General features: G+C 39.5%; 13 protein-coding genes. 11 read left to right on the top strand and 2 right to left on the bottom strand.

The features are described 5' to 3' along the window. The first annotated feature begins 132 nt into the window (after positions 1-132). Positions 133-4,329 carry a hybrid sensor histidine kinase/response regulator gene (locus ADIARSV_RS03900; RefSeq protein WP_040299013.1) on the top strand — a complete coding sequence of 1,399 codons (4,197 nt, stop codon included), beginning with the start codon at positions 133-135 and terminating at the stop codon, positions 4,327-4,329. Positions 4,330-4,350: 21 nt separating this feature from the next. On the opposite strand, the gene ADIARSV_RS03895 is transcribed toward ADIARSV_RS03900, so the two are convergent. Continuing rightward, entirely contained in the window at positions 4,351-5,487 is a 1,137-nt protein-coding gene (locus ADIARSV_RS03895) for a PepSY-associated TM helix domain-containing protein (protein ID WP_016194076.1), read from the bottom strand. A 440-nt stretch (positions 5,488-5,927) separates the two neighbouring features. On the opposite strand from ADIARSV_RS03895, the gene ADIARSV_RS03890 reads away from it, so the two are divergent. The 4 genes from ADIARSV_RS03890 to ADIARSV_RS03875 all read left to right on the top strand — a co-directional run bounded on the left by ADIARSV_RS03890 (position 5,928) and on the right by ADIARSV_RS03875 (position 13,504). Next, positions 5,928-9,134 (top strand): SusC/RagA family TonB-linked outer membrane protein, encoded by a 3,207-nt coding sequence (locus ADIARSV_RS03890; RefSeq protein ID WP_016194074.1) that lies wholly within the window; start codon positions 5,928-5,930, stop codon positions 9,132-9,134. 56 nt (positions 9,135-9,190) lie between these two features. Further along, a complete protein-coding gene (locus ADIARSV_RS03885) occupies positions 9,191-10,654 on the top strand; it encodes a SusD/RagB family nutrient-binding outer membrane lipoprotein (RefSeq protein ID WP_040299012.1) in 1,464 nt (487 codons plus the stop codon). Between the two features lie 18 nt (positions 10,655-10,672). Beyond that, positions 10,673-12,160, top strand: coding sequence for a calcineurin-like phosphoesterase C-terminal domain-containing protein (locus ADIARSV_RS03880; protein WP_040299010.1), 1,488 nt, complete (start codon positions 10,673-10,675; stop codon positions 12,158-12,160). Positions 12,161-12,367: 207 nt separating this feature from the next. Continuing rightward, positions 12,368-13,504, top strand: coding sequence for an AhpC/TSA family protein (locus ADIARSV_RS03875; RefSeq protein ID WP_016194071.1), 1,137 nt, complete (start codon positions 12,368-12,370; stop codon positions 13,502-13,504). 189 nt (positions 13,505-13,693) lie between these two features. Here ADIARSV_RS03875 and purD read toward each other — a convergent pair whose 3' ends face one another. Beyond that, positions 13,694-14,968 carry a phosphoribosylamine--glycine ligase gene (purD, locus tag ADIARSV_RS03870; RefSeq protein ID WP_016194070.1) on the bottom strand — a complete coding sequence of 425 codons (1,275 nt, stop codon included), beginning with the start codon at positions 14,966-14,968 and terminating at the stop codon, positions 13,694-13,696. 267 nt (positions 14,969-15,235) lie between these two features. Here purD and secA point away from each other — a divergent pair, with 267 nt between their 5' ends. The 6 genes from secA to ADIARSV_RS03840 are packed head-to-tail and all read left to right on the top strand — an operon-like array spanning position 15,236 to position 24,108. Continuing rightward, positions 15,236-18,547, top strand: a complete 3,312-nt coding sequence (gene secA, locus ADIARSV_RS03865) for a preprotein translocase subunit SecA (RefSeq protein ID WP_016194069.1) — start codon at positions 15,236-15,238, stop codon at positions 18,545-18,547. Positions 18,548-18,553: 6 nt separating this feature from the next. Continuing rightward, on the top strand, positions 18,554-19,738 hold the full coding sequence (locus tag ADIARSV_RS03860) for a M20 metallopeptidase family protein (protein WP_016194068.1): 1,185 nt from the start codon (positions 18,554-18,556) through the stop codon (positions 19,736-19,738). A 25-nt stretch (positions 19,739-19,763) separates the two neighbouring features. Next, entirely contained in the window at positions 19,764-20,702 is a 939-nt protein-coding gene (locus ADIARSV_RS03855) for a hypothetical protein (protein ID WP_016194067.1), read from the top strand. 54 nt (positions 20,703-20,756) lie between these two features. Then, complete coding sequence (gene dnaG, locus ADIARSV_RS03850; protein WP_016194066.1) at positions 20,757-22,667, top strand: DNA primase; 1,911 nt, start codon at positions 20,757-20,759, stop codon at positions 22,665-22,667. Beyond that, on the top strand, positions 22,667-23,026 hold the full coding sequence (locus tag ADIARSV_RS03845; RefSeq protein ID WP_016194065.1) for a YraN family protein: 360 nt from the start codon (positions 22,667-22,669) through the stop codon (positions 23,024-23,026). The genes dnaG and ADIARSV_RS03845 overlap by 1 nt, the downstream gene beginning before the upstream one ends. A 23-nt stretch (positions 23,027-23,049) precedes the next feature. Next, complete coding sequence (locus ADIARSV_RS03840) at positions 23,050-24,108, top strand: glutaminyl-peptide cyclotransferase (protein ID WP_016194064.1); 1,059 nt, start codon at positions 23,050-23,052, stop codon at positions 24,106-24,108. Positions 24,109-24,196 lie beyond the last annotated feature (88 nt).

The following is a 24,196-nucleotide window of genomic DNA, read 5'->3' as shown; positions in this document are numbered from 1 at the left end:
GTTTTCCTCTGCTTGTACCATATTCCTTTTTGTATTTCTTAGTAATTAATTGAAATTTATTTTTTTAAGAGCTTTTTTTAATTAAGCGGAATATCATATTTTCTCATTAGTTTAGAAGGATTATTATAAAGTATGAGTGTGTTTAAAGGTATAAAAGACTTTGTCTTTTATCTGATTCTATTAATAAACCTTCTTCCTAAACCAGCCTTAAGCCAAACTGAAAAGTTAGAATTCAAAAGGATTACAACTAAAGATGGCCTATCACAAAGTACGGTTCAATGTATTTTGAGAGATAGAGAAGGTTTCATGTGGTTTGGCACAAGAGACGGTCTTAATCGTTACGACGGGTATAAGATGGTTATTTATAAAACCAACCCAGCAGATGACCGTACGATCAATGACAACTACATCAATGCTCTTTTTGAAGATAAAGCAGGTGATTTGTGGATTGGAACGAAAAAAGGACTGGATCGATATAATCGTAAAACAGCATCGTTTAGCCATTTTGATAAGTTTGGGAACTCAGTAATTGTAAGGGATTTGTTTCAAGACAGTAAAAGGAACCTGTGGATTGCAACAAAAAGGGGGCTTTTTTTATTCGATAATGGGAAGAAGTTTAAAAACTTTACTACTAATGAGATTGCACGAATTATTGAAGGAAATAGCGGTGACCTTTGGCTTGCAATGGCTGGTAGTGGTTTAGGGAATTTCGATCTAAAGACACATAAACTTATTACTTACAAGAATGATAAGAAAAATAAAAATTCACTTAGTGGTGATTTTTTAAGGCATATTATTAAGGATAAAAAAGGAAATATATGGGCTGCAACTCGTGACGAAGGATTGTCCATGTTTAATCCTTCGACTAAAATCTTTAAAAACTTCCGTAATGTACCGGGCAATTCGCACTCACTTGTTTACGATGATTTAACTGGGTTAAATGTAAGTTCAGATGGTAAAATATGGATTGGTACGGACAGCAAAGGGCTGTGTAAGTTTGATCCGGAAACTAACCTTTTTACTTCTTACGCATATAACAATAAGGATAAAACAATAAGGACTATTTATAAGGATAATCGTGAAAATATATGGCTTGGAACGCATTCCGGTGGTGTTCTTTTTATTTCAAGAAATGCTAAAAAGTTTAAATATTATCAACAGGACCTTCTTTCTCCGAACACATTAAGCAGCAATTCCATTAGAAGTATTTATACAGATACGGATGGTGATATATGGATGGGCACTGAGGCTGATGATCTGAATTATCTAAATACTAAAACCGGTATTTATACCATTTTAAAGAGTGACAGTAAAAATAGGAATAGTCCGGCAAGTAATAAAATTTATGCTATAAGCCAGCTTAATGAGGATACGTTGGTATTTGGGTATTTTAGAGGAGGTATTGATTTCTATAATAAGCGGACTGGTAAATTCACCCATTATCCCTTTTATGAGCTGGAAGCAAATGGTAAGTATCCTGCAACTGTAAATACCATTTTTAAAGACAAAAAGAACGATTTATGGATTGGTACCACCAAGGGGTTGCTTCATTACAATAAAACAACCGGGAAGTTCATTTATTCAAGCAATAAGGGCGCAGAATTAAATAGAATTTTTGCTTTTAGAATTGATTCAAAGGGCAATAGCTGGATGGGTACGCAGAAAGGATTGGTTTTTATTAATGGTAAAACAGGGAAAAGGATAACCTTCTTGAATAATAAAAAAGATCCTAAAAGCATTAGCTATGGTATAATTAACTGTATTCACGAAGATAAAAGAGGACATATCTGGTTAGCAATTGGTGGGGGAGGATTGAGCCTTTTTAATGCTAAAGATCAATCATTTACCAGTTTTAAAGAAAAAGAGGGCTTGCCAAATGATGTGTTATATGGGATTCTTGAAGACAATAAAGATAATTTATGGATCAGTACGAACAATGGAATTGCAAAGTTTAATACTTTGACGAAAAACTGCATTAACTATAAGCCTGCGAAAGAGGACGAAGAGAATGAGTTTAGAAGAGGTGCATTTTTTAAGAACAATAAAGGATTGATGTTTTTTGGAAGTTTAGAGGGCATGATTAGTTTTCAGCCAGACAGCATTAAAGGAAACCCTTTTATTCCACCTGTTTATATTACTGGATTACAGATTTTCAATAAGCAGGTTATTCCAAATCAAAAGAATTCGCCTCTTACTAATGATATCACAGAGACCAAAGAAATTACTTTAGATCATAATCAATCCGTGTTTTCTTTTGAGTTTGCCGCATTGAACTATACCTCTTCTGAAATGAATCAGTATGCCTATAAAATGGAAGGATTTGATGAGGGCTGGATGCAAGTTGGGCATGTAAAGACTGCTACTTATACTAACCTTGATCCGGGTACCTATACATTCAGAGTTCGGGCTAGCAACAATGATGGGTTATGGAATGAAAAAGGAACTTCCATTAAAGTAATCATCAAGCCCCCTTTTTGGCTTACCTGGTGGTTTAGAATACTAGTTCTGGCTGTGATTGCCTTTTTCATTTATCTTGGTATAAAACTCAGATTTAAGCGGATAGAGAATCAGAAAAGGGTGCTGGAGGAGCAAGTACTCATCCGAACTGCAGAAGTTGTGGAGCAATCTAAGATCGTAAATGATCAGGCAGATAATTTGCAGTTAATAAACGAGGAATTACAAAGTCAGGCTGAAGAACTTCAATCTCAATCAGAACACTTACAGATACTGAATGAAGAGCTTCACGAGAAGAGTAATGAAGCTGAAATAGCTAAGGAAGAGGCTATCAAAGCAAACCAGGCTAAGAGTGTATTCCTGGCTACAATGAGTCACGAAATTCGTACTCCAATGAATGGTGTTATTGGTATGGCTTCTTTGTTGGCCCAGACTAATTTAGATCAGGAGCAGGAAGATTATGTAAATATTATCAATACAAGCGGGGATGCCTTATTGAGCGTTATTAATGATATCCTTGATTTCTCTAAAATAGAGTCCGGAAATTTAGAGCTTGAATTGCATCCTTTTGATTTACGCCAGTGCATAGAAAATGTAATGGATGTTTTTGGAGGGAAAGCGGAGAAAATTGGAATTGATCTGGTATACCAGATTGACCATAGGCTGCCTGTCATGATTGTTGGAGATAGCTTAAGACTTCGTCAGATATTAGTTAATCTGATCAGCAATTCGCTCAAGTTCACTCAATATGGAGAAGTATTTGTAAAAGTGGGTTTAGAAAGTACAAATACTGATGGCATATCTATTCGGTTTGATGTACATGATACAGGGATAGGCATTGCAGAGGATAAAGTATCCCGGTTATTTAAAGCTTTTTCACAAGTTGATTCTTCTACGACCCGAAAATATGGGGGTACTGGATTGGGATTGGTAATCAGTGAGCGCCTTGTAAAGCTAATGGGTGGTGAGATAGGACTAAACAGTCAGGAAGGAGTAGGAACCACTTTTTCCTTTAACATCAAAACTAAGGCAGCAGAAAGTTCGGAAAAGAAGTATGTCAGTTTCGGTAAGGAGACTGAAGGGAAACGTGTATTAATTGTAGATGATAATCTGACTAACCTGACTATTCTAAAGAGCCAGTTAGAGTTATGGAAATTAGAGGTTAAAACGGCCGTGTCAGGAAAATCTGCCTTGGAAATTTTAACAAATGATAGAAATTTTCAGCTCATTATTTCGGATATGCAAATGCCTGATATGGATGGTATTGAGTTGGCGGGAGCAATAAAGAAAAAAATCACTACCATTCCAATTATGCTTTTAAGTTCAGTTGGAGACGAAAGCAAATCTAAATATCCTCACTTATTTAGCTCTGTAATCACTAAACCAGTTAAACTACAGCAGCTTTTTAAGCTTGTTCAGATGGAGCTAAAGCAAACTAAGGAGATTTCGGATATCACTGCAAAAGTAAAACCAATTACGGATGATTTTGCACTGATTTATCCATTATGTATTTTGATTGCTGAGGATAACTTGATTAACCAGAAGTTGACAATGCGGATACTGAATAAATTAGGATACCAGGCAGATATTGCTAACAACGGGAAAGAAGTATTAGAAATGATGCAGGTAAAAACATACAATTTAATTCTTATGGACATGCTGATGCCAGAAATGGATGGGCTGGAAGCAACAAGGGCTATTCGGGCGAGTGCTATATCTCAACCCAACATTATAGCGATGACAGCTAATGCATTGCCTGAAGATCGTGAAGCTTGTATAAAGGCTGGAATGGATGAATACATCAGTAAACCAATTAGCTTACAGATTTTAATAGATTTTCTAAAAGAAACAGCGACTAAAGTTGCATGTGAATAACTAAATAGATTGATACCAATGTTAAAGATTTAGCTTTTTACAGGACTTCTTTTTTCTTCCAAGCCAAATTAAGAACCCGGTTATGGGCATACTGGCGGCTATCAAGCTAGCCAGGAAGGCAATGATCTTGCCTGCAATTCCACCGATTGCTCCCACATGAATATCATAGTTCATGCGCATGATTTTATCAGCAATAGAAGCATTCTGCAGCTTTCCATACCTGTGTTTAACTTCTTTCTCCTTTAAGGTATATTGGTCATAAAATAGATAGGTATACTGCCAAAAGGTACCTGTGTTTGGATTCATGGCTACCTCAATTACAGATTTTGCATTTTCGGGTGGATGTATTTCTATGCTTCCTTTGTAGCCGGGATTTTCTTTCATGGTTTTGTACCACAACTTATCCATCGCTGGAATGTTACTGGCTTTGTTCATTATGCGGATGGAATCAGAATAGATTTCCTGGTATGCTACTTCCTGTCTGCCTCCTGAAGCAATCCAATATACAGAATTAGAGAACCATTGAAAGCCCATTACTAAGCCAGTTAAAGCTAGGAAAATAGCGACCCATGTAACATAAAACCCGAATACATTGTGTAAATCATAATTCCTTCTGCGCCATCGGGCATGCCATTTAATCGTAAAACGTTGTTTAAGGGCTGCCTTATGTCTGGGCCACCATAGGATGATCCCGGTTATCATGAGCAGTACAAAAACAAGTGTGGCAGAGGCAAGAATGGGCTGCCCGATATGAGGAGGTAACCATAAGTAGAAATGTCCCATGATTATAATGCGAAAGAAGTCATCGGACATGTTTTTCACCTCAAGGACCTTTCCCGTATAAGGGTTCAGGAACACGATATAATAATAGGCTTCCGGCTTATCACCATAATATACGGCTGTGGCTGATTTGCCGGGTTCATATCCGATACTGTGTGCTGCTTTGCCAGGCAATTCCTGATCGGCAATCTTCTTTAGTTCGGAGGGCCGGAGTAAAGGACTCTGCTCAACCTTTGTGAATCGGTAAGGTTGAGTGACATTTTCAATTTCGCGTTCAAATGCAAGTATACATCCGGTAATGCCTAAAAATAACACCAATATACCGGATATTAATCCGAGCCATAAGTGTAATTTTCCTGTTAATTTTTTGAACGTCATGTATTAAAACTTGTATGCTAAACTTAATCTGAAATTATGGTGAGCCTTTGTGTGGCAGTTAAAGAATTTTTACCAGGGATAATATGATCCGCTGTATAAGTATTTATCCAAAATATTGAAGGCATTTTAAATCGCTACAAATAAAGCATTCTTTTCTTTATGAATCAAATTATTTAGAACTAATCTATATAAGATTAGCCAAATCAGCATATTTATGCTAGGGCGACATGTAAACACTGGGGTTAGTGTAGGCACTGTATGCATGAAAACAAAAATCAACTATTCAAAATAGTCAAACGTTTGATGGAAACAATAAAATCTAAAGAGCCCTTCTTTAAACAATACGTAAAAAATGTATTAGGAGTCATACAAGGTTAATTTTGCTTTTACATTTATTTAACATACTGCAGGTATTTTCGTCTCTGAAAACAGGGGAACATATGAAGATTTTTATCAAATTAGTATTTAAAACAGCCTTTACGCTAGCTTACATACTGTTTTTCTTGACAGAAACGGCTGACGCACAGTTGCTTTCGGTTCAAGGGAAAGTTACTGATGCTCAAAATATTGCTCTTCCGGGAGTTCGGGTCGCATTAAAACGCAGTAAAATAGCGACCTCTACAGGGGCAGATGGTTCTTATAACCTATCCTTAAATCGCGTACTTACCAATCAGGATTCTTTAGAATTCAGATATATTGGTTTTGTAACAGTATCGGTACCTTACAAAGGCAACACCAGCATTAATGTGCAGATGAAAGGAGATTTGCAATCACTTAATGAAGTGGTCGTAACTGCTTTGGGTATCAAGAGAGAACAAAAAGCGCTTGGGTACGCGACACAAACGATTGATTCGAAACAGATCAATGATGCGCGTTCTAACAACTTTATCGCTGCTCTATCAGGTAAGGTGGCAGGTTTAAGGTTACTTTCGTCAGGGTCTGGCCCTCTGAACTCTACAAAGGTGTCTCTTCGTGGTGATAACTCCTTAAGTCCTAGTGGAAATAATGCGTTGATCGTCTTAAATGGAGTACCATTGATTAGTGGATTGACCTCTTCTGGTGTGAACAACGGATATGGTGCAGGTTCAGGTAATGATTCCCCAATAGATTTTGGAAATGGTATTGCGGATATTAATCCTGATGATATAGAAAGTGTAACTGTATTAAAAGGAGCTAGTGCTACCGCTTTATATGGAAGTCGTGCTGGAAATGGAGCCTTAATCATTACCACTAAATCAGGTTCAAATAATAATGGTGGAATAGGGGTTACGGTAAATTCAAACGTCAGCTTTAATGATGTGTTGAAATGGCCTGATTTTCAACATGAGTATGGTCAGGGAACGATGACCACTCAACAAGGCTTTATCCCTGCAAGTCAGCGGTATTATTCATATGGTATTACAGAAGACGGTGCAAGTACCAGTGGCACAAGCAGTGCTTTCGGTCCTGCTTTTAACGGTCAGATGTATTATCAATATGATCCCGCAACACAGACTGGAGGTACAGAACGCACTTTATGGCAGCCCTATAAGGATAATGTAAAGGGCTTTTTTAGAACTGGTTCTACTATTACAAATAGTGTCGCCTTAGAAGGTGGAAATGAAAAAGGGTCAGCCCGTGCGTCCATCACGCATTCTAAAAATGAATGGATCATGCCGAACACAGGATATGAGCGTATTACAGCCGCATTGAGTATGAATTACGCTATATCCGACCGTTTAAAGCTGAATTCAAGCGTTAATTTTACGAACAAGAGCAGTGATAACCTTCCTGCTACGGGATATAATAATCAAACGATTTCTTATTTCATGATCTTTCAGAATCCCAATGTGGACTTAGATTGGTATAAAGATAGATGGAAAACAGGCTTTGATCAGATTACACAGATTCATCCATTCAGCTCTTTCATCGATAATCCTTTTCTGATTGCGAATGAAATGACTAACGGTGTGAATAGCTACAATACAGTAGGAAACCTATCTGCTACCTATGACTTTTCAAAAAAGGTCAGCTTTATGGTTCGTTCAGGACTCAATATGCTTAATGAAGACAGGGAAACTAAACGTCCTTATAGTACGGCAAACTTTCAGAATGGGTATTATAGACAACAGAATGTTTACAGCTATGAAATTAATAATGATGCCTTACTGACGTACAAGGAAGATTTAAGCTCTTCTATTAAAATGTCGACTTCTTTTGGAGGTAACTTTAGGACCCAGCATGGTAAAGATATAAGCCGCTCTGTCGATGGGTTGGTTACTCCGGGAGTGTACAAACTTGCTAATGGAAGAAATTCGCCAGTCGGCAGTTCTTATTATATAAACAGAAAAGTAAATAGTGTCTATGGGTTGGTCGCTTTTGACTGGAAAAGTAAAGTATTCGTAGACATCACCGGTAGAAATGATTGGTCGAGTACCCTACCAGTAGCTAATAGTTCATTCTTTTATCCATCATTAAGTACAAGTTTTATCTTAAATGAAATCTTCACACTTCCTCAGGCGGTATCTTATGCTAAGTTAAGGTTATCAGCAGCAGCAGTGGGTAATGATACAGACGAGTATGGTACTAGTAAATATTACGACATCAGTAATTTCCCAAGTTCAGCAGTAGCTCCGACCTTGCTTTACAATGCGAATTTTAAACCTGAAATAATTAGAAATTTAGAAGGTGGATTAGAATTGAAACTTTTTAAAGCACGTGTAGGTTTAGATTTGACGCTTTATAGCAATAACACGAAAAATCAGATTCTGCAGATTCCTTTGGAGTCATCAACCGGGTTTACAACAGCATTATTGAATGCTGGAGAGGTACGGAATAGAGGTATTGAAGTGGTGTTCAATGCAAAGCCGATAAGTGGTAAAAGATTTAACTGGAATTCAACGATAACCTGGGCAAAGAATAATAATGAAGTGCTTTCGCTTGCCGAAGGAATGGATTTAAAACAGGATATTGGTTATGGAGGAAATGCAACGATTCAAGCCCGCGTTGGTGGTACTACAGGCGCGATCTATGGATTCAATTTCCAACGTGCTCCTGATGGACAGATCATCTATACTTCTGCTGGCTTAACTGCTCGTGGTGCTGAAATAGAATACATTGGCGATGCTTACGCTGATTGGAAGGGTGGTTTCCAGAATGAGTTTTCTTATAACCAGTTCCGGTTCAGTTTCCTGTTGGATGGCCAATATGGTGGTATGATTTATTCGCAAACCCATCATAAAATGAGTGAGCAAGGAAAGTTGAAAAGTACGTTGGCAGGTAGAGAAGATGGATTTATTATTGGAGATGGTGTGGTTAAAAATGCAGATGGAAGCTTTTCTCCAAATACGACCAAGGTAGGTGTGGGTGATTATTACGCTGATTATTACCGTAGGGCAAATGTGGAAGCCAACTCTTTTGATGCATCATTTCTTAAGTTGAGAGAAGTTCGTTTTGAATACGCTTTGCCTAAAAGTATAACAACCAGGTTGCACGTCAATAACGCCAGCTTTGCTGTGTATGGACGCGATCTGGCGATGATTACTAAGTTCCCGATGTTCGATCCTGAGACGGCGGCTTTAAACGGATCAAGTATTTTACCTGGCGTGGAAATGGGTCAAATGCCAACAACCCGTACTTTCGGGATGAACCTGACTTTTAAATTTTAGCATATTTTAACCGGATTTAAAGACTTCGTTTCTATCCCAATCATAAGTAAAAAAACATGACAACAATAAAGACAATAACAGCTACATTCCTGATGTTATGCTGTATCAATATATCTTGTACCAAAAATTTTGAGGAGTTAAATACCGATCCTAATCGATTAGATAGGGTAAGTCCCGGAACTCTGTTAAATCCAATCATTTATAGCATGGCTGCCTTCAATATGCAGAGAGCCGATGGATTTACATTCGATATCATGCAGAATGCATTGCCTTTTCCAAGTGTTGCAGGTGGAATTCACAGGTATGATGTGAGTGAGTCTGCTGGTAATTCAACCTGGAATACCTATTACAAATGGATTAAGAATATTCAGGAGATGAAAGGTGCAGCAGATGCAATAGAGGACCCTAATTACCAGGCGGTGGCATTAATTCTGAATGCCTGGGCATATGCTCAACTGACCGATTGTTTTGGCGACGTTCCAATGGATGAAGCATCGAAAGGGGATGAAGGTATCCTGCGTCCGGCCTTCAATACACAACAACAGATCTATACTAAAATTCTGGCAGACCTTGAAACTGCAAACAGTTTGTTTGATGTAAGCAGAACAATGATCTATGGTACTGATATTTTGTTTGCCAACAATATTCCTAAATGGCAAAAGTTTGGTAACTCGTTATATCTGAGACTACTCTTAAGAGTTTCAAAACGAACAGAACTTAATGCAAATGCTAAAATGGCCGAAATTATTAACAACCCGACCAAATATCCTGTTTTCGCAAGTAATACAGATGCGGCAGTATTGCAAATGACAGGAGTTGAGCCTAATGTTTCACCATGGGGTAGAGCGATTGATTTTACGAACGCACGTGCAGCCGCTTCTTTCTTTGTAGATAACCTGAACAGCTTCAATGATCCTCGTCGCCCGAAATTCATTACTGAGGCTACACGTGTTGATCCAACTACTAAAAAGGCCGTTGCAATTGGTTACACAGGAATTCCCAGTGCTTATTCAGGTGGCGATACACAGTTTGATTACACGCCATCTAACATGTCCCAAGCTTTAGTTATTGTGCCCATGGTTTCTGTATTGATGACCTATGCCGAAGTTCAGTTTATTAAAGCCGAATTAGCGTTTAAAGGGGTTATTACAGCAGATGCAAAGACCAGTTATGAAACTGGAGTGAAAGCTGCAATCGAACAATGGGGTTATACCATGCCGGCAGATTACTTTACTAATGCCACTACAACGGCTTATACGGCATATGACGGAACCTTAAACCGCATCATGCTGCAGAAATATTATGCTTTGTTTTTTAATGATTATCAACAATGGTTTGAATACAGGCGGACAGGGTTACCGATTCTTCCTAAAGGAGCATCGTTGATGAACAATGGCATTATGCCTGTTCGTTTTAAATACCCCACTACGGTAGCGTCCACAAATACAGATAATTATAAGTTAGCCGTACAATCAATGGGTGGCGATGATATAAATACAAAAGTTTGGTGGGAAAAGTAATCAGCACATAAATAAAAAATGGAACGTAGAAGTTTTTTAAAAAATATAGGTGTTATGGGGGTAGCTGTTGCTACACCCATAACCATAGTTCGCGCTGCAGTTGTCCAACCGGGCAGTTCAGATCTATCCGTTATTACTTTAAAGGGCCGTGTTTCTTCAAATGGAAGAGCAATTCCAGGAATTGCAGTCACCGATGGATTGAATGTTACGGTAACAAATGCAAACGGTGAGTATAATTTATTGACCAACAAAACGACAAAGTTTGTCTACATCTCAATGCCTTCCGGATATGAGTTTCCACATGAAAAGAGTCTGGCTAAATTCTTTAAGGAGATTGTTCATACACAGAATGAGTTTAATGCCGACTTTGAATTGAAAAAACTCTCTAAAAGCGATGACAAACATACTTTTATTGTTTTTTCAGATCCGCAGATCCAGAATCAGCAAGATGCTCAGTTGCTATTAGAACACTCAGCGCCTGATTTGAAAGCACTGATCGATACCTATCCGAAAGATGCGCTAATTCATGGAATAGGATGCGGTGATCTGGTATGGGATAACTTCGAACTTTATGCTGATTATAAACAAGCTATTGGCATGAGTGGGATTCCTTTCTTTAATTTGATCGGAAACCATGACATGGATAATGAGGCTCGTAGCGATGAAGGCTCTTCAGATACATTTAAAAAACATTTCGGACCAACTTATTACTCTTACAATCGTGGTCAGGTACATTACATTGTACTGGATGACGTGTTTTTTTTAGGTGCTACTAAAAAATATATTGGTTACATCACTGAAACCCAATTGCAATGGCTGGAGCAGGATCTGAAACTAGTAAAATCAGGATCCACTGTAGTCTTAAGTCTGCACATTCCTACCTTCACCGGTCAGCTCCGCAGAGAGAAATCAAAGGATGATGGGTTGGGTGGCAGTGTGGCGAACCGTAAGCTGCTTTATGAAATGCTTAAAGGATACCAGGTGCATATCATGTCGGGACATACCCATTTCAATGAAATCTGGCAGGAAGATCATATCACCGAACATGTTCATGGAACGGTTTGTGGAGGTTGGTGGACAGGTGACATTTGTGGTGATGGTACCCCTAACGGATATGGCGTTTACGAAGTGGACGGCGGTAAATTAAGTTGGTATTATAAAGCAACCGGGAAGCCTAAAACGCATCAGATCAGGATTTATCCTCCCGGAAAACATGCCGAGTTCAATACAGAAGTTTGTATCAATATATGGAACTGGGATAAAACATGGCAGGTTGAATGTTTTGCGGATGGCAAATCATTGGGAACACCGGAGCAGCGCACAGCTTTTGATCCAATGGCCTTTGATTTACTTGAAGGGGATTCGAAACCTAAACCTCGTGGATGGGTGGACCCTATTCTAACGGATCATTTGTTTTTTGCGAAACCGACTTTGAACGCTAAAGTCATTAAGGTAATCGCAAAAGATCTTTTCGGCCATATGTATACAGAAACACTTACTTTATAACGAATGAGAGGAAGCAGATGGCAAGGTGGTAGCTTTTAAGCTTCAATCACATAAATATACCTTACCGTATTTGATAGAACAGGTGACCCTGTAAAGGAGATATATTCCACTTCATATTAAATGAGCGAAAGTAACAATTTAAATAAGCGAAAGTAACAATTGCAAACATTAATGGGAAAATACGTTTTTATTTAACAAATTTGGAGAATGAAAAAATCGTTGTTTATTACTTTTGCATTGTCGCCTGTGATGCTTTTTGCTCAGCAGGGTGCATATACGGTTAAAGGTTCAATTGGTAAATATAATGTGCCTGCTAAAGTGTATATGTTATATAGTGCTGCAGGTCAGCCTATGACAGATTCTGCGACAATGAAGGATGGCAAATTTACTTTTAAGGGTACCATTGCGGAGCCCAGTTCAGGGATTTTGATTCTTGATCCTAAAGGAGTTGGTCTTGATTCGTTAAAAGCAATAGGAACTCCTGATCTTACCTCGTTCTATGTTGAAAAAGGAGAGTACTCCATTGAAAGCAAGGACTCTTTATCTAAAGCAATAATAAAAGGTAGTAAACTGAATACGGATAACCAGCTTTTATCAGCTCGTCTTAAATCAATAAACGATGGTTTTAAAGCATTGAATGCCGAATATCAAAAAGCTTCGGCAGATCAAAAAGGCAATGCTGACTTTATGGGGGATTTGCAAAACCGCTTTGAGAAGATTACGCAGCAACAAAATGAAGTTTTCAAACAATTTATTAAAGAACACCCCGCTAGCTTTGTTAGTGTAAGTGCCCTTATTGCTATGGCAGGCAGGGATCCTCAATATGCAGAAATAGACCCTTTAATTAAATCACTAAGTCCCGAACTTCAAAAAAGTGCATCACTTCAGCCTTTGATTCAAAGTTTAGCATCCCTTAAAAATACTTCAGTTGGTGCTATTGCAATGGACTTTATGCAAAATGATATCAATGGGAAACCCGTTAAATTATCTGATTTTAAAGGTAAATATGTACTGCTTGATTTTTGGGCATCATGGTGTGGTCCATGCCGCCAGGAAAATCCCAATGTAGTACTTGCTTATAACAAGTATAAAAACAAAAACTTCACTGTTTTAGGTGTTTCACTTGATCGTGAGAATCAGAAAGCGAATTGGTTAAAGGCTATTGAAACTGATGGTCTGGTATGGACACAGGTTTCCGATCTTAAATTCTGGAATAATGATGTAGCCCGTTTGTATGGGATCCGCTCAATTCCTCAGAATTATTTAATTGACCCTACCGGTAAGATCGTTGCTGTAAACTTACGTGGAGCTGAATTAGATCAAAAACTTGCAGAGATCCTTTAACAGAGAATATAAAATTTTCAAAATAAGCACAAAAGGCTGTTTCTTAGTATTAGGAAACAGCCTTTTGTGCTTATTTTCAATTATTACAAGTATAGTAGAATTTCCAACTTCAGTCCTTTGTATCAGATTGAGATTAGCTGATTAATAAGGTTAGTCCCAAATCCGCAATAGTGATTTAACCGCTCTAATTTAAAGCAAATCAAACCCAATATCAGTACGGAAATACCGACCATCAAAGTAAATCCTTCCTGCATCAGCTACTGCCTGTTGTACCGCATTAAAAAGTGTATCCTGTAAAGAGGTGACAGCCAAAACCCTGCCTCCCGAAGTCTTCACAATGTTATCCTCCAAAGTAGTTCCTGCATGAAAGGCAAGTGAGCCTCTTAGGTTTTCTATTCCGGAGATTGTTTTACCGCTTATATATTCTCCGGGGTAACCTCCGGAAACTAACATTACTGTAGCGGCTGTTTTCTTAGATATGACCAATTCTTTTTCAGCCAGGTTTTCATTGGCAACCCCTAGAAGCAGATCCAGGAAATCACTTTCAATCCTTGGAATGACACTTTCTGTTTCAGGATCACCCATCCGCACATTATATTCAATCACAAAAGGTTCGCCGTCAATATTCATCAGACCAATAAAGAGAAATCCTTTATAATGAATCTGATCAATCTTTAACCCATATATAGTAGGTTTGATGATGTCATTCTCTACTTTCAGCATGAATGCTTCGTCGGCGAATGATACAGGAGAGATCGAACCCATTCCTCCGGTGTTTAAGCCGGTATCTGCTTCACCTATCTTTTTATAGTCTTTTGCTTCAGGTAGTATTTTATATGAATGCCCATCTGTTAGTACAAACACAGAAAGCTCAATCCCGTCCAGAAATTCTTCAATCACCACTTTACTGCTTGCTTCACCAAATTTGGCATCCTGAAGCATGGCAATTAATTCAGTTTGTGCTTCTTCAAGCGTCTGACAAATCAACACACCTTTACCGGCAGCAAGTCCGTCAGCCTTCAGTACAATAGGAAGTTTATGTGTTTCCAGGTAATCAAGACCTTCATTTAGCGAATTAACGGTAAACGTAGCAGATGCAGCAGTGGGTATAAAATGCCTGCGCATAAATGCTTTCGAATATTCTTTACTCCCCTCTAACTTGGCGCCTTCCTGCTGTGGACCTATGACAGGAATTGCTTTTAACTCCGCATCAGCAAGAAAAAAGTCGTGAATCCCTTTTACCAAAGGTTCTTCCGGCCCCACTAGCACCATGTTTATATCGTTATTTAATACAAACTCACGGATGCCTTCAAAGTCCGTTGGTTGCAAGTTGACATTTTGACCATACGCACCTGTGCCAGCATTACCTGGAGCAATAAATAATTCACTGCAGAGCGGACTTTGAGTAATCTTCCAGGCAAAAGCACTTTCCCTTCCACCTGAACCTAATAAAAGAATGTTCATGGAAGCAAATATATAGGAAAAGGATCAGGATTAGAGCTCTAAATTAGTACGAACTGTCGGATCTTTTATCTTGCAGCCCGCTGATATAGCCGTTTTGAAATCTGATCTGATTTTGTAGATGTTAAAAACGTATTAATTTATATAAAGTAGTCGGAGTAAAGCATCGAAATCAATACTAATTTACTAGTTTTGCGTTATTATGTCAAATTGACTGATGAGGGCCTAATGGCGCAATTGTTGGTCAACTAGAATTTATTCAAGATACACATGTTAGGATTTTTAAATAAACTATTCGGAAGTAAGTCTGATCGCGATATAAAACAAATTCAACCTCTTGTTGAACAGATTAAGGCAGTATATCCCACATTAGCCACTTTGTCTGACGACGAACTCCGTGAAAAGACCTCTTTTTTTAAGAACAAAATAAAAGAAGGATTAGCAGATATCGATCAGGAGGTTACAGACCTTAAAGAACAAGCCGAATCACCAACTCTTTCTGTAGATGCCAAAACTGATCTCTATGAGGCGGTAGATAAGCTGTTGAAGGATCGCGATAAAGAACTCGAAAAGATTTTACTTGAAATTCTTCCTGAAGGTTTTGCCGTAGTAAAGGAAACTGCCAGAAGATTTACAGAGAACAAAAAGATTGTAGTTACTGCTACAGACTTCGATAGGGAACTTGCTTCCCGCAAACCCAATGTGGTTATTGAAGGCAATAAAGCTATTCACAGTAATACCTGGCTTGCTGCCGGAACAGAAGTAGTATGGAACATGGTCCATTATGATGTTCAGCTAATCGGTGGTATTGTTCTTCATCAGGGTAAGATTGCTGAAATGGCTACTGGTGAAGGTAAAACGTTGGTTGGAACTTTGCCTGCTTACTTAAATGCCCTTGCTGGAAATGGCGTTCACATTGTTACCGTGAATGATTACCTGGCACGTCGTGACTCTGAATGGAATGGTCCTTTATTCGAATTCCATGGTCTATCGGTAGATTGTATCGACAGACATCAGCCTAATTCTGAAGAACGCCGTAAAGCGTACCTTGCCGATATCACTTTTGGTACCAACAATGAATTCGGTTTTGATTATCTGCGTGATAACATGACTCAGAATCCAGAAAGTCAGGTGCAAAGGAAATTGCATTTTGCAATGGTAGATGAGGTTGACTCGGTATTGATTGATGATGCACGTACTCCTTTAATTATATCCGGACCTATTCCAAGAGGTGATGAGCATGAGTTCTATGAACTTAAGCCAAGAATTGAACGCCTTGTTAGTGTACAGCGTAATTATATTACCGGTGTTTTAAATGAAGCCAAAAAATTAGTTGCCGAAGGTAAAACAGGTCCTACAGAAGGTGGGTTAGCCTTATTGCGTGCGCATCGTGGTTTACCTAAAAACAAGGCTTTAATCAAGTTCATGAGCGAATCTGGTGTGAAACAGATCATGATGAAGAGTGAGAATTATCACATGCAGGATCAGAATAAGGAAATGCCTAACGCCGATTCGGAACTGTTCTTCGTTATTGATGAAAAAAACAACCAGGTAGAACTTACTGAAAAAGGAATTGAACTGATCACTACTTCCGGTGAAGATGCCAGCTTCTTTATTATGCCTGACGTCGGTACAGAGATTGCTGACATTGAAAAATCAGACTTAAGTAACGAAGATAAGATTGCCCGGAAAGAAGATTTGATGCGCGATTTCGGCATTAAATCTGAGCGGATCCATTCGGTAAATCAACTATTAAAGGCTTACACTCTATTTGAACGTGACGTAGAATATATCATTGATGAGGGTAAAATCAAAATTGTAGATGAGCAGACAGGCCGTATTATGGACGGACGTCGTTATTCCGATGGTTTACACCAGGCAATTGAAGCAAAAGAAAATGTTAAGGTTGAAGATGCCAGTCAAACCTATGCCACTATAACACTCCAAAATTACTTTAGAATGTACCACAAGCTTTGTGGTATGACTGGTACTGCTGTAACTGAGGCCGGTGAACTTTGGCAGATCTATAAACTCGATGTTGTAGAAATTCCTACCAACGTACCGAACTCCCGTGCAGATATGGAGGACAAAGTGTTCCGTACAGTAAGAGAGAAATATAATGCAGTAGTGGATGAAATAACCGCTTTAACTCTGGCAGGCCGACCAGTACTTGTTGGTACTACATCTGTTGAAATCTCCGAACTATTAAGTCGTATGTTGAAACTCCGTGGTGTAAAACATAATGTACTGAATGCGAAAATGCATCAAAAAGAGGCTGACATTATTGCCGAAGCCGGTCAGGCCGGAACCGTTACCATTGCAACCAATATGGCTGGTCGTGGTACGGATATCAAGCTGGGTGCAGGCGTTAAGGATTCAGGTGGTTTAGCTATAGTCGGTACAGAACGACATGAATCACGACGGGTTGACCGTCAGTTACGTGGACGTGCCGGTCGTCAGGGTGACCCCGGATCGTCTCAGTTCTTCGTTTCTCTGGAAGATAACCTGATGCGTTTATTCGGATCAGAACGTATTGCCAGCATTATGCAGCGTATGGGTATTGAGGAAGGCGAAGTGATTCAGCATTCCATGATTACCAAGTCAATCGAAAGAGCACAAAGGAAAGTTGAAGAGAACAATTATGGTATTCGTAAGCGATTGCTGGAATATGATGACGTAATGAACTCCCAGCGTAGTGTGGTTTATACTAAACGCCGGAACGCTTTATACGGCCAACGTCTTGAAGTTGACTTAAGTAATACATTTTATGATACCGTAGAAGATATCGTTTCTGAATATAAAGAAACTGCGAATTACGAAGGTTTTCAACTGGAAATTATCCGTGTCTTCTCTTTAGATGCAGAGATTGATGCAAAAGAGTTTACAGAAAGCTCTATAAGTAAACTGACAGAACGCTTATTCTTGAAGGTATCTGATTTTTATACCCGTAAAAAGGACAGCATAGCTGCTCAGGCATTCCCGATCCTGGATCAGGTTTATCATGAGCGAGGCGATGTGATTGAAAATATTATCGTTCCTTTCTCCGACGGCATACGAAATCTACAGGTTGCTTCAAATTTGAAGAAGTCAGTCGAAACTAAAGGACATGAAGTATTCAGAGTGTTTGAAAAGACAGTGGTACTTGCCCTGATTGACGACGCATGGAAAGAACATTTGCGCGAAATGGATGAGTTGAAACAGTCTGTTCAAAATGCCGTTTACGAACAAAAAGATCCATTGGTTATCTACAAAATGGAAGCCTTTAATCTGTTCAAGCAAATGCTCATCTCGGTGAATAAAGATGTGGTTAGTTTCTTGTTTAAAGGTGGAATTCCAATGCAGGAGTCAGAGGATGTCAAAGAGGCTCGTCCTCAGCCTAAGCAGGATATGTCGAAACTTAAAGTTTCTAAACCTCAGCTTGCAACGGTATCCGATGATCCTAATACAATAGGGATGGAAGATACGCGTGAACCACAGAAACAAATGCCTATTCGCGTAGAACAAAAGATCGGTAGAAATGATCCTTGTCCTTGTGGAAGTGGCAAAAAATATAAGAACTGCCATGGTGCAGGTCTGGAATAATAAACTATGTTAAAAGAAAAAATCCGGCAATTGGCGGAGAATATATACGGCGATGTGGTTATACATCGCCGTTTTCTGCATGCCCACCCCGAATTATCTTTTCAGGAATATAACACATCATCTTTTGTAAAGACATGCCTGGATGATTTAGGCATCAGCTGGCATGCTTTAGCTGATACCGGTGTGGTAGGCATTATCAAAGGCGATCTTCCTTCTGATGTGGTTATTGCCCTTCGTGCAGATATGGACGCGCTTCCCATTACAGAGAAAAATAATGTGGAATACAAGTCGCAAAATGAAGGTGTCATGCATGCATGCGGACATGATGTTCATACTGCCTCTCTTTTGGGTACAGCACGCATTCTTCAAACATTAAAAGCTGAGTTTGGCGGTACCATCAAGTTGATCTTTCAACCTGCTGAAGAAAAACTTCCCGGTGGTGCAAGTCTCATGATCAAAGAAGGTGTGCTGGAAAATCCTAAGCCCGTTGCGGTATTAGGTCAGCATGTGATGCCTTTAATCGATGCGGGAAAAATAGGGATCCGTTCCGGAAAGTATATGGCATCTACGGATGAAATTTATGTAACCGTGATAGGAAAAGGTGGTCATGGTGCTCAACCGCACCAGAATATTGATCCTATTTTAATCACTGCCCACATTATTGTCGCATTGCAACAGATTGTGAGCCGTGTTGCCGATCCCCGTCTCCCTACTGTATTATCATTTGGAAAAGTAATTGCCAATGGTGCCACGAACATTATTCCGAATGAAGTTTATCTGGAAGGTACCTTCCGTACGCTTGATGAAGAATGGCGCTATGAAGCACATAAACACATGAAAAAAATGGCTGAAGGCATTGCTGAAGCCATGGGTGGAACATGTGAATTCAAAATTGCCCATGGATATCCATTCCTTGTCAATGAGGAAAAACTAACCGCCAGTGTACGCGAGTATGCCGAGGATTATTTAGGTAAGGACAACGTAGAAGATCTTGATATATGGATGGCAGCGGAAGATTTTGCTTATTATTCGCAGGCTGCTGATGCCTGTTTTTACCGTTTGGGTATTCGTAACGAAGAAAAGAACATAACATCTTCGGTGCATACCCCAACTTTTAATATTGACGAATCTGCGCTGATCTGCAGTACCGGCTTAATGGCCTATCTCGCTGTAAAGCGTTTAGGTAATTAAACACCCTAATTCTAATAATCCTCCTATGAAAAGACTGATCTTGTTTTTTATACTGGGCACATCCATTTGTCAGGCTCAGGAATTACAACGGTTCAACCCGGATACAGTTCTTACCATCAGACTTGATTCAGCAGTAAGTATTAAAGGGGAACGGATTAATGTGCAGATGTTCATTAACAAAGTAACCAGCGATACCAGCTTTTATGAGGCCTTCCGTAAAATGAAACAATATAGTTTCACTGCCGAAAACCGCATTTTTACTTTCGATAAGAAAAATAGGGTGGAAGGGAAAATCTACCGAAAAATCTTCCACAACAACCAGGGGAAGTATAAAATGCAGTACCTCGCCAAACAGGACAGCGGAAAACTTTTCAAGAAGAACGGCAAGTATCAGCTTTATACCGTGGAAATGTTCGATTACATCTTCATGAATGCCTATAACTCTGATTTTGTAAAAACGGATGCTACCGCAAGTGGCGACAAAAAAGGCAACGAGTCTTATAAAGACAAACTCAAAACTTTATTATTCACTCCCGGACGACCGGTAAAAGGGGTTCCTCTGATAGGAAGCAAGACACAGATTTTTAGTCCCAATATGAGGCAATACTATGACTACACCTTTTATAGTGGGAATTACCTGGATACTATTCCCATTTATACTTTTCGGGTCAAAGTGAAGGATGATCTATCCGGTTGGACAAAAAGCGGCTTAATGATCAAGGAGCTCAATACCATTTTCGATAAAAGAAATATGCAGATTCTGGGGCGCTCTGTCACCATGAATTATGGTAATCTAGTGTTCGACTTTGACGTGAAGATGAATATTGAGATGGGCTATTTTGATCAGGGAGAGACCATCCTGCCTACTAAAATAACCTATGAGGGAAACTGGGACGTTCCATTCAAGAAAGAAGAGAGGGCAAGTTTTTTGATTCTGCATAAAGGATATAAAAAAGAACATTAATACGTTCCTATATATCAGTTTATTTATAATTTAAAGCCGTATTAAATTCTTTTCATGATTCCTAAAGAGACCGTCGACAAAATCTTAGAAACAGCACGTATCGATGAGGTAGTGGGCGATTTTGTGGCGCTTAAAAAACGAGGAACCAGTCTCATTGGTCTTTGCCCTTTTCATAACGAGTCCACACCATCCTTTCACGTTTCAGTTCCCAAAGGAATCTTTAAATGTTTTGGCTGTGGGAAAGGTGGCGATTCGACGCGTTTCATCATGGACCATGAGAAATATTCTTATCCCGAAGCGTTAAAGTACCTTGCCAATAAATACCAGATTGAAATAGCTGAGGAAGTTCAATCGCCGGAACGACAGGAGGCTGACCTTCGTCGCGAAGGCTTATATGTAGTTACCACACGTGCCGCCCGCTTTTTTCAGGACAGTATGTGGACCTCTCAGGAAGGACAAACCATAGGCCTGGGCTATTATAAAGAGCGGGGTTTCCGGGACGAAGTCCTTAAAAAGTTTGAGTTAGGTTATTCTCCTGATTCATGGGATGCCTTTATCACGAAAGCACTGCAGGAAGGGTTCAATGAAAAGATTCTGGAAGATGCAGGTCTGGCTATCCGAAATGACAAAGGCAAGTTATACGACCGCTTCAGGGGCAGGGTTTTATTCCCAATCCACAGTTTCACCGGAAGAATCATTGGCTTCGGCGGACGTACTTTAAAGACCGACAAAAAGGTTCCTAAATACGTCAACTCTCCGGAAAGTGAAATCTACCATAAATCAGATGTGCTTTATGGTCTTTACTTTGCCAAAAAGGCTATTCGCGACGCAGATAACTGCTACCTGGTAGAAGGTTATGCCGATGTATTATCCGTACATCAGGCTGGCATTGAGAACGTGGTGGCATCGTCCGGTACCTCACTTACCACCGCTCAAATTCGCTTAATCGGCAGGTTTACCAAAAATATTACCATTCTCTATGATGGTGATCCGGCAGGTATCAAAGCCTCCCTCCGCGGATTGGATATGATCCTGGAAGAAGGATTGAATGTACGGGTTGTATTATTTCCCGACGGACATGATCCCGATTCCTACGTCCGCAAACTAGGAAGCTCCGAATTCAAGAATTACATAGAGAAGAATCAGAAAGACTTTATCCTCTACAAAACTACTATCTTACTAAAATATGCTGGCACCGACCCAATCAAAAAAGCAGGAGTCATTCGTGAAGTAGTAGAAAGTATTGCTAAGATTCCGGATAGTATCAAAGCATCGGTTTTTATACGGGAATGCAGCACGCTGATGCAGATCGACGAGCGCGCATTAATTACCGAACTCAATAAACTTAAACAGGGGAAATATAAAGCCCCCCGCCAGGATGAACCTGATCCACTACCACCTCCGGATGGAATGGAGTATGCGGATATCCCCAGCATTCTTGCACAAGTTCAGGAACAGGAAGTAGTTCGGCTTCTGCTGAACTATGGACATGAACTGGTTAATTGGGACGGGGTAACCGATACCTACATTGCGCCTTATGCGATCTCTAATATGGCAGACGTAACCTTTGAAGACCCCGTTTGTAAGTTGATCATTGACGAATATGCCAAACGGATTGATGACGGAGAATTGCCTACCGTGCAGGATTTCATACAAAGCAGGGACCAGCGGATAGCCGATATGGCCATCTCCCTGGTTACTTCTCCCTACGTTTTAAGCGATAACTGGTATGATAAAAGGAAGATCTTTGTCCGCAATGAGACAGAAAATATGCGCGCAACGATACTCGGTGGAATCTTTCATCTTAAAAAACGAAAGGTAGAAGAGATCCTGAAGAACATCAGGGAGGAAATACAGAAGGAAGTCGATGAGGATAACATGACTATTTTATTGCAGCGTTATATGCGTGTAAAGGAAGTGGAAAAAGGAATCTCTGCATTTTTAGGATCTGTAGTTGTAAAATAATGGCAAGCCACAATGATCTTGGAAAACGGGGAGAAGAACTCGCAACAGATTATCTGAAGGACCTTGGATTCCGGATCATGAATAAAAACTGGACCTATGGTAAGGCTGAAGTAGATATCATCGCATCTTTTGACCGATACCTGGTTTTTGTAGAAGTAAAAACAAGGTCAGGAACTGATTTTGGTCAGCCTGAAGACTTTGTATCACCTTCTAAACAAAAACGATTACAATGGGCTGCTGAAGGTTATATTTACCAGTTCAAATACCAGGGGGAGGTTCGCTTTGATATTGTTTCCATCCTGTTTGATGAAACCGGAAAATTTAAAATTAATCATATAGAGGATGCCTTTTGGGGTTAAACATCCTTTGTCAAAGAATAGAAATGAGAAAAATTGCTCTTTTATTTGTTTTGTTTGCCCTTGGTTTCTCTTCCTGTAAGCGGGAACTCACCACATCTACCTACTTTGTATTACCCGAAGAAGGAAGTACCTTGAAACAAGGTCATGATCTAAATTTAAAGTTATCTGCAGAAACTGGGTCATTTGACTCGGTGAGGTACCTGTTAGATACCACATACCTGGGAACGAAAATAGATACCAGTTCTTTTCGCAGTAAAACGGACAGCCTATCATTAGGCATCAAGGTCATTACCGCCCGTGTCTTTAAGAATGGAGAATTTAAAGAAACTACCACTAATATTGTATTGCTTCCTGCGAAAGATCCGGTCAACTATTCATTCGAAGTACTGCATACATTTCCGCATGATACCTCTTCGTATACCCAGGGACTCGAATTCCATGAAGGGAACTTTTATGAGAGTGCCGGAGGAAATGCTACTGACGGTATAGGTATTTCAAGCCTTCGTAAAGTAGAGCCCACTACAGGTAAGGTGCTAAAGAGTCTCGATATGCCGGAAAACGTCTTTGCCGAAGGATTAACCTTAGTGGACGACAAACTGATTCAGCTTACCTGGCAAAACCGGATCGGAATAGTGTATGAAAAAGATAGCTTTAAAAAAGTAAAAGAATTTCCTTACCAGTCTAGTCCGGAAGGTTGGGGACTTTGTTTTGACGGTAAAAGATTATACAAATCAGATGGTACCAACAGGATTTACTTTTTGAATAAAGATACCTATCAGGAAGAAGGATACATCGAAGTTTACGATCAGAATGGTGCCGTAAATGAGCTCAATGAACTCGAATGGATCGATGGACAACTTTATGCTAACGTATATCAAAAAGACCGCATCGTGATCATAGATCCCCAGACTGGTGCTGTAGTAGGCGATGTCAATATGAGCGGACTCCTACCGGCTAAAGATCATTTTGAAAACACTGATGTACTGAATGGAATAGCTTGGGACGCGAATGGCAAACGTTTATTCGTTACAGGCAAAAAGTGGAATACGCTGTTCCAGATTAAGTTGGTTGAAAAAAAGTAAAATTTGCAAGTTTGCTGATCCTAAAGGAATGGCTATAAATGAGAAATCCTCAAAATTAAAAGCTTAAGCAAGCTTTATTTTGAGGATT

Origin of the sequence: Arcticibacter svalbardensis MN12-7 (assembly GCF_000403135.1) — a bacterium.
Lineage (GTDB): Bacteria > Bacteroidota > Bacteroidia > Sphingobacteriales > Sphingobacteriaceae > Arcticibacter > Arcticibacter svalbardensis.
The sequence above is the reverse complement of the archived record's forward strand: the minus strand, read 5'-3'. Positions and strand labels throughout refer to the sequence as shown.

Excerpts from the sequence above, each read along its gene's own strand:
- ADIARSV_RS03840 (WP_016194064.1), top strand. The coding sequence starts at position 23,050 with ATGAGAAAAATTGCTCTTTTATTTGTTTTGTTTGCCCTTGGTTTCTCT.
- ADIARSV_RS03855 (WP_016194067.1), top strand. The coding sequence starts at position 19,764 with ATGAAAAGACTGATCTTGTTTTTTATACTGGGCACATCCATTTGTCAG.
- ADIARSV_RS03845 (WP_016194065.1), top strand. The coding sequence starts at position 22,667 with ATGGCAAGCCACAATGATCTTGGAAAACGGGGAGAAGAACTCGCAACA.
- ADIARSV_RS03885 (WP_040299012.1), top strand. The coding sequence starts at position 9,191 with ATGACAACAATAAAGACAATAACAGCTACATTCCTGATGTTATGCTGT.
- secA (WP_016194069.1), top strand. The coding sequence starts at position 15,236 with ATGTTAGGATTTTTAAATAAACTATTCGGAAGTAAGTCTGATCGCGAT.
- ADIARSV_RS03880 (WP_040299010.1), top strand. The coding sequence starts at position 10,673 with ATGGAACGTAGAAGTTTTTTAAAAAATATAGGTGTTATGGGGGTAGCT.
- dnaG (WP_016194066.1), top strand. The coding sequence starts at position 20,757 with ATGATTCCTAAAGAGACCGTCGACAAAATCTTAGAAACAGCACGTATC.
- ADIARSV_RS03900 (WP_040299013.1), top strand. The coding sequence starts at position 133 with ATGAGTGTGTTTAAAGGTATAAAAGACTTTGTCTTTTATCTGATTCTA.
- purD (WP_016194070.1), bottom strand. The coding sequence starts at position 14,968 with ATGAACATTCTTTTATTAGGTTCAGGTGGAAGGGAAAGTGCTTTTGCC.
- ADIARSV_RS03875 (WP_016194071.1), top strand. The coding sequence starts at position 12,368 with ATGAAAAAATCGTTGTTTATTACTTTTGCATTGTCGCCTGTGATGCTT.
- ADIARSV_RS03860 (WP_016194068.1), top strand. The coding sequence starts at position 18,554 with ATGTTAAAAGAAAAAATCCGGCAATTGGCGGAGAATATATACGGCGAT.
- ADIARSV_RS03890 (WP_016194074.1), top strand. The coding sequence starts at position 5,928 with ATGAAGATTTTTATCAAATTAGTATTTAAAACAGCCTTTACGCTAGCT.
- ADIARSV_RS03895 (WP_016194076.1), bottom strand. The coding sequence starts at position 5,487 with ATGACGTTCAAAAAATTAACAGGAAAATTACACTTATGGCTCGGATTA.